A 7,550-nucleotide genomic window follows, 5' to 3' on the forward strand; every position below is an offset into this window, starting at 1 on the left:
CGCCGTCCGTATCGACCAGCACGAACGATCCGGGGTCGGCAGCCTGGTCCTTGAGCGCCTCGTCCCAGAGCGCGGCCTGGTCCGCGTCCGGCACTTCGGCCGGGTCGATGCCCACGGCACGGCGGGTGATGACGGTCGGCACCGGCGTGACGGTGGTGGGCAGCTCGCGCCGTTCCCACACCAGTTCGCACAGGGCGGTCTCGCCGCTTCCGGTGGCGACGAGGCGTGTCGTACGACCGGCCAGCTCTCCCCGGCGTACCTTCCCCGATGCGGTGCGCGGGATCTCCGTGGTCTGCAGGATCTCGTCGGGCACCTTGAAGTAGGCGAGCTGGCGGCGGCACTCCGCGAGGATCGCGTCGGTGGGGACGGTGGGTCCCTCCGGGACGACGTAGAGCACGGGTATCTCACCGAGGACGGGGTGGGGGCGGCCCGCCGCCGCGGCGTCCCGGACGCCCGGCACTGCCTGGGCGACTGATTCGATCTCCCCCGGGTGGATGTTCTCCCCGCCCCGGATGACGAGTTCCTTGACCCGCCCGGTGATCGTCACATGTCCGGTCTCCGCCTGGCGTGCCAGGTCTCCGGTGCGGTACCAACCGTCCACGAGCACCTCGGCGGTCGCCTCGGGCTGCTCGTGGTAGCCGAGCATGAGGCTCGGTCCGCTCGCCCACAGCTCGCCCTCGTCGCCGCGCGGCACGTCGGCGCCGGACACCGGGTCGACGAACCGCAGCGACAGGCCGGGGACGGGCAGTCCGCACGAGCCGGGAACCCTCGGGCCGGTCAGGGTGTTGGCCGTGAGTGAGCCGGTCGTCTCGGTGCAGCCGTAGGTATCGAGCAGCGGTACGCCGAAGGCCGCTTCGAAGTCCGCCGTGAGCGAGGCGGGTGCGGTGGATCCCGCGACCAGCGCGGCGCGCAGCGCGCCTGCCTCCGGTTCGCCGGACACGGCGCCGAGAAGGTAGCGGTACATCGTCGGTACGCCGACGAGCACGGTGCTCGGGTGTTCGGCCAGGGCGTCGAGGACGTCGCGCGCGACGAAGCCGCCGAGGATCCGGGCGGACGCGCCGACGGTGAGGACCGCGAGCAGGCAGAGATGGTGGCCGAGGCTGTGGAAGAGCGGTGCGGGCCAGAGCAGTTCGTCGGTCTCGGTGAGTTCCCAGGACGGTACGTCGCAGTACAGCGCGGACCACAGGCCGCTTCGCTGGGCGGAGACGACTCCCTTCGGGCGTCCGGTCGTTCCGGACGTGTAGAGCATCCAGGCGGGTTCGTCCAGGGCGAGGTCGTCGCGGGGCGGGTACGCCGGTTCGGTTCCGGCGAGGTCCTCGTACGCGGTGCAGCCCGGATCCCGCCGTCCCGCGAGTACGACCGTGGCATCGGTGCCGACCCGGCGCACCTGGTCGAGGTGGAGGTCGTCGGTGACCAGGACGGTCGCGCCCGAGTCGGTGAGGAAGTGGGCGATCTCCGCATCGCCGGCGTCCGGGTTGAGCGGCACGGCGACGGCGGCGGCACGCGCGGCGGCGATATAGGTCTCGATGGTCTCGACCCGGTTTCCGAGCAGCAGCGCGATACGGTCGCCACGGCCCACCCCTGCCGCGGCGAGGTGACCGGCGATCCGGCCGGTCCTGAGCCGGAGCTGCGCGTACGTCACGGCGCGTCGGGAATCCACGTAGGCGATCCGGTCACCCTGCCGTTCGGCGTTCACGCGCAGCAATTCGTGCACAGGCCGAAGTGATTCCCCACGCGCCATGAAAACGCCTTTCTCTCGGCTGACCGTACGGCAGCACGAAGCCGGCAGTGAGTGTCGGCGACGTTAGCAGCGAACCCCTGGTGATCCCCCCCTGACCATCCCCCCTGCCCCCGGCCGAATTCTCCCGCCGCGCATTTAGGGGGTTGCCCGAATACCGTCGCGCGTACTTGTCTGCATCGTGACCGACAACGGAACGGCAGGGAGGGATGAGGCTTTGTCTGTGCCTGTCGCGGCACCGTACTGCCGCTTCGAGAAGCTCGTGCCGTCGGACCTCGAAGGGGACGAGACCGTGCTCGGCGTCATCGAGCACGGCACCGGTCATGCCGAGGTGTCGCTCACGGACGGTGTCCCGCGTGCCGCGGTGCACACCACGACCTTCGAGGAGGAGGCGTTCGCCGAGGTGTGGCGCGCGCAGCCGCCCGTCGAGTCCGGCCGGGACGGAGGCATCGCATGGGCCCGCACCGACGAGTACCTGTTCGGTGTCGGCCGCGTCCCCGAGAGCCGGGGGTACGCCGATGCCGTCGCGGCGCTCTACACGCGGGTCTTCGGGCTGACCCGGTCCCTGGGACATCCGCTGCTCGCCCGGACGTGGAACTACATCAGTGGGATCAACGCGGCGAACGCGGACGGGCTGGAGGTGTACCGGGACTTCTGCGTGGGCCGTGCGCAGGCGCTGGACGCGGGCGGGATCGACCCGGCCGGCCTGCCCGCGGCCACCGGCATCGGCACGCACGGGGGTGGTATCACCTGCGTGTTCCTCGCCGCCCGCGGCGGAACCCGGATCAACATCGAGAACCCTGCCGTCCTCACGGCACACCACTACCCCACGGCGTACGGCCCGCGCCCCCCGGTCTTCGCACGGGCCACCTGGCTGGGCCCGCCGGGCGACGGCCGGCTGTTCGTGTCCGCGACGGCCGGAATCCTCGGGCACGAGACCACGCACCACGGTGATGTGACCGGTCAGTGCGAGGTCGCCCTGGACAACATCGCCCGGGTCGTGGCCGCCGAGAACCTGCACCGGCACGGTGTCCGGCGGGGTTACGCCCTCACCGACGTCGATCACCTCAAGGTCTACGTCCGGCGCCGCGCGGACCTCCCCGCGGTCCGCCGGGTCTGCGCCGCCCGCTTGGCGAGCACCGCGACCGTCGCGTTTCTGCACACCGACATCGCCCGTGGCGACCTGCTCGTGGAGATCGAAGGAGTGGTGTCGTGACACCGGACGGCAAGAGGCCGGGGACGCTCCGTCTCGGCGGTTCCACAAAGAATCGGGGAAGTCAGGGAAACGGGGAAACCCGGGAATCCCGGGAAAATCAGGGAAGCCGGAAAGACCAGGGAAACCGGGGAAACCGGCATCGGGAAATCGGTACCGCCAACCGCTCCGAGCCACTCCTCACCTCGTTTTCGCAGCGGCGTATCTGGTTTCTGCAGGAACTGGATCCGGACAGCAATGCCTACAATCTTCCGCTGGTGCTGCGGCTGAGCGGTCCGCTCGACGCGGCGCTCCTGGAGCGGGCCCTCGCGCTCGTCGTGGCGCGGCACGAGGCGCTGCGGACCGTGTTCGACGCCGCGGACGGCGAACCCGTCCAGCGGGTGCTGCCGCCGTCGCCCCGGATCCTGCGCCGGTCCCGGGCAGCCGACGACCGGGACGCGGCCCGGCTCGTACGCGACGAGATCGCCGCGCCGTTCGATCTCTCCACCGGGCCGCTGATCAGGGCCCTGCTGATCCGGGTGGACGACGGCCGGCACGTGCTGGCGGTGGTCGTGCACCACATCGCCTGTGACGGCTGGTCGTTCGGGATTCTGCAGCTCGAACTCGCAGCCCACTACTCGGCTCTCCGGGACACGTCCCGGCCCGCCGTCCTGCCGCCGCTGTCCCTGCAGTACGCAGACTTCGCCGCCTGGGAACGATCGGAGCTCACCGGCGCCGGGCTCGAAGAGCGCCTGGCCCACTGGCGCCACCGGCTCCAGGACGCCCCGCCGGTGCTCCGTCTGCCGTCCGACCGGCCCCGTCCTGCCGTCGCCGCCCCGGACGCGGGCATGGTCGAGTGGCGGCCGCCCGACGCGCTGACCTCCGCGGTGCTCCGGCTGGGGCACGACGCCGGTACGACGGTGTTCATGACGCTGCTCTCGGCGTTCCAGATCGTGCTCGCCCGGCATGCGGGCACGCTGGACGTGGTGGTGGGCACGCCCGTCGCCAACCGCACCCGGGCGGCGCTCGAAGGCCTCATCGGCATGTTCGTCAACACGCTCGCGCTGCGCGGTGACCTCTCCGGCGATCCCACGTTCCGGGAGCTCCTCGGCCGCTGCCGGGCCATGGCCACGGACGCGTTCGCCCACGCCGACCTTCCGTTCGAGAACCTCATCGAGGTCGTCGCACCGGATCGCGATCTGTCGGTCAATCCGGTCGTCCAGGTACTGCTGCAGGTCCTCAGACGCGATACGACGACGGCCGCGCTGCCCGGTGTGACCGCCGAGCCCTTCTCCGCCGGGCGCTGGTTCACCCGCTTCGATCTGGAATTCCATGTCTACGAGGAGGCCGGGGGGACCCTCGCCGGAGAGCTGCTGTACAGCCGTGCGCTGTTCGACGAACCCCGGATCACGGGGTTGCTCGACGAGTTCACGGCCGTGCTGCGGGCCGTCACGGCCGACCCGGACGTACGGCTGTCCGGTCTGCCTGCGGGCGACGCCGGGACGGCGCCGGCTCCGGTGGTCCCCTCGAACGACACGGCGCGGGCGCTGCCCGTCGAGACACTGCCGGAGCTGCTGGCACGGTACGCCGCACGGACCCCCGACGCCGTAGCCGTCACGGATCCTCGGACCTCACTCACCTATGCGGAGCTGGACCGGCGCGCGAACCGTCTGGCGCAGCTGCTCCGGGCCCGCGGCACCGCCACCGGCGACCTGGTGGGGATCTGTGCCGACCGCGGCGTCGATCTGGTCGTCGGCATCGTGGGGATCCTCAAGGCAGGTGCCGCGTACGTACCGCTCGACCCCGAACACCCGGCGGAGCGGACGGCGTTCGTCCTGGAGGACGCGCGGCTGACCACGGTGGTGACGGACAGCGCCTATCGCCCCCGCTTCCCCGGCGTCCCGCACGTGGTGACGCCCGACGACCCGCAGCTGGCCCGGCAGCCCGACACGGCACCGCGCATCGTGCTCGACCGGGACAGCCTCGCCTACGCGATCTACACCTCGGGGTCGACCGGGAAACCCAAGGCCGTGCTCATGCCGGGCGTCAGCGCCGTCAACCTGCTGCTGTGGCAGGAGCGGACGATGGGCCGCGAACCGGCCAGCCGGACCGTGCAGTTCGTGACCAGCACCTTCGACTACTCGGTGCAGGAGATCTTCTCCGCGCTGCTCGGCGGGACACTCGTCATCCCGCCGGACGAGGTCCGGCTCGACCCGCCGGGGCTCGCACGGTGGATGGACGAGCAGGCGATCACCCGCATCTACGCGCCGACAGCGGTCCTGCGCGCCCTCGTCGGTCACGTCGACCCGCACAGCGATCAGCTCTCCGCCCTGCGGCACCTCTGCCAGGGCGGCGAGGCACTGGTCCTCGACACTCGGCTGCGCGAGCTCTGCCGCCACCGGCCCCGGTTGCGCGTCCACAACCACTACGGTCCGGCCGAGAGCCAGCTCATCACCGCGTACACGCTGCCCTCCGACCCCGGCACCTGGCCGGCCGCCGCACCGATCGGCCCACCCATCGACAACACCCGGATCCATCTCCTCGACGACGCGCTGCGGCCGGTTCCGGACGGGATGCCGGGCCAGCTCTGCGTTGCGGGCATCGGCCTCGCCCGCGGATATCTGGCCCGCCCGGGACTGACCGCCGAGCGGTGGGTCCCGGGCGGCGCCACCGGCGAGGAACGCCTGTACCTCACGGGCGATCTGGCGCGCCGGGCGCCCTCCGGCGACCTCGACTTCCTCGGCCGGATCGACGACCAGGTCAAGATCCGCGGCATTCGCATCGAGCCGGGTGAGATCGAGAACGCGCTCGCCGACGACCCCCGTGTCGCGGACGCGGCCGTGTCCGTACGGGAGGATCCGCGGGGCGAGAAGTTCCTGGCGGCGTACGTCGTACCGGCGGGCGGACCGTACGGCGACGGTTTCGCCGCATCGCTGCGCGACGGCCTGGCCGCCCGGCTGCCCGCCTATCTCGTACCGTCCTCCGTCGTCACGGTGGCCGCGCTGCCCCGGACCACGAGCGGAAAGGTGGACCGGCGGGCACTGCCCGACCCGGAGCCCGCCCGGGGGTCGGACCGGCAGGCCGCTCCCCGTACCGTCGCCGAACGGGTGGTGTGCCGCATCTTCCAGGACGTGCTGGACGTCCCCCGCGTCGGTGCCGACGACGACTTCTTCATGCTGGGCGGGCATTCGCTGCTCGCCACCCGGCTCGTTTCCCGGATCCGTGCCGAGTTCGGCGTCGACATCGCACTGCGGACGCTCTTCGACGGACGGACGCCCGCTGCCCTCGCCCGCGCGGTGGACACGGCGGGACCCGCCGCCGTACCGCCCCCGGTCCTGTCCTTCCCCGGTGCGGGGCCCGCACCCGTCACCGCGGCGCAGGAGCAGATGCTGCACTCGCACGGTTCGCTGCTCGCCGCGCCGTCCTACACGGTCGCCCCGTACGGGTTCCGGCTGTACGGGCCGCTCGACCACCCCGCCCTCAACGCGGCACTGACCCGGATCACGGCCCGGCACGAGCCGTTGCGGACCGGGTTCCACGGCCGGACGCAGATCGTCCATCCGCCTGCCGAGGTACGTGCCGAGGTGGTCGAGCCGGTGCCGGGCGGCGTCCCTGACGCGGTCCGGGTTGCCCGCGCGGAACTGACCCGGCCGTTCGACCTGGTGAACGGGCCGCTGCTGCGCGCCGTGCTCCTCCCGCTGGGTACCGAGGACCACGTACTGCTGCTGATGCTGCACCACCTCGCCGGTGACGGCTGGTCGTTCGACCTCCTGGTCCGGGAGCTGTCGGGGGCATCGCCCGAACTGCCGGTGTCCTATACGGATGTCGCCCGGTGGGAGCGGACACCCGAGGTCGTCGCAGCGCGGGACAACGACCGCAGCTACTGGAGACGGCAGTTGGAAGGGGCCCGGGCGCCGGAGCTGCCCACGATCCGCCCCCGCGGTACGACGGCCGCGCCGGACGGGCGGGCCTTCCTCTGGACCCTCGACGACACCACGGTCGCGGCGGCGCGCCGGATCTCCGGCGCCCGGAACTCGACACTGCAGGAGACCGTGCTCGGCGCCTTCGCCCTGGTCGTGGCGGAGGCCGCGGGCACCGACGACCTGCTCGTCACCACACCCTTCGCGGACCGGGGCCAGGCCGGGACCGAGCATCTCATCGGCTTCTTCGCGAAGGTCCTCGCACTCCGTGTCGACGTCGGTGACGGCAACGGCGGCACAGCGTCGTACCCCGAAGTCCTGCGGCGGGTCGGGACCGCGATGACCGGCGCCCACACCCATCAGTCGGTGCCCTACTCGGCGATGCGCGCGGCCGATCCCGCGCTGCCGCCGGCCCCACTGTCGTTCCAGCTCATCAGCGCACTCAGTACGGAGCTCCGGCTGCCCGGACTGCGCACCGAGCCGTTTCCCGTCGTCGCCGAGAGCGTCGACGACATCAACGGCGAACTGTCGGTCAACCTCTTCGACGACGGCCGCACCGTGTCGGGCGCGGTCGTCCACGACGCCGCGCTGCTCGACCGCGCGGCCGTCACCGACCTGCTCACCCGGGTGGAGTCGACACTCCGTGCCGCCGCAGGCGACCTCACCGTACCCGTCACCGGCCCCGTGGGAAGCGAGTAGC

2 protein-coding genes and 1 pseudogene are annotated in these 7,550 nt (G+C 71.9%); 2 read left to right on the plus strand and 1 reads right to left on the minus strand.

Going from position 1 to position 7,550, the window contains the following annotated elements:
* Positions 1–271 precede the first annotated feature (271 nt).
* Positions 272–1,741: pseudogene (locus B7R87_RS34500) on the minus strand (class I adenylate-forming enzyme family protein); the annotation flags it as partial.
* 220 nt (positions 1,742–1,961) lie between these two features.
* Between B7R87_RS34500 and B7R87_RS01760 the strand changes: the two are divergent.
* Together B7R87_RS01760 and B7R87_RS01765 are read left to right on the plus strand one after the other, a co-directional pair.
* On the plus strand, positions 1,962–2,954 hold the full coding sequence (locus tag B7R87_RS01760) for an FkbO/Hyg5 family chorismatase (RefSeq protein WP_006350824.1): 993 nt from the start codon (positions 1,962–1,964) through the stop codon (positions 2,952–2,954).
* The gene (locus tag B7R87_RS01765; protein ID WP_006350823.1) at positions 2,951–7,549 is read left to right on the plus strand and encodes a non-ribosomal peptide synthetase; all 4,599 of its coding nucleotides are present in this window, start codon (positions 2,951–2,953) and stop codon (positions 7,547–7,549) included. Before B7R87_RS01760 ends, B7R87_RS01765 begins: the two co-directional genes overlap by 4 nt.
* The last annotated feature ends 1 nt before the right edge of the window (position 7,550 follow it).

This window comes from Streptomyces tsukubensis, from assembly GCF_003932715.1.
Lineage (GTDB): Bacteria > Actinomycetota > Actinomycetes > Streptomycetales > Streptomycetaceae > Streptomyces > Streptomyces tsukubensis.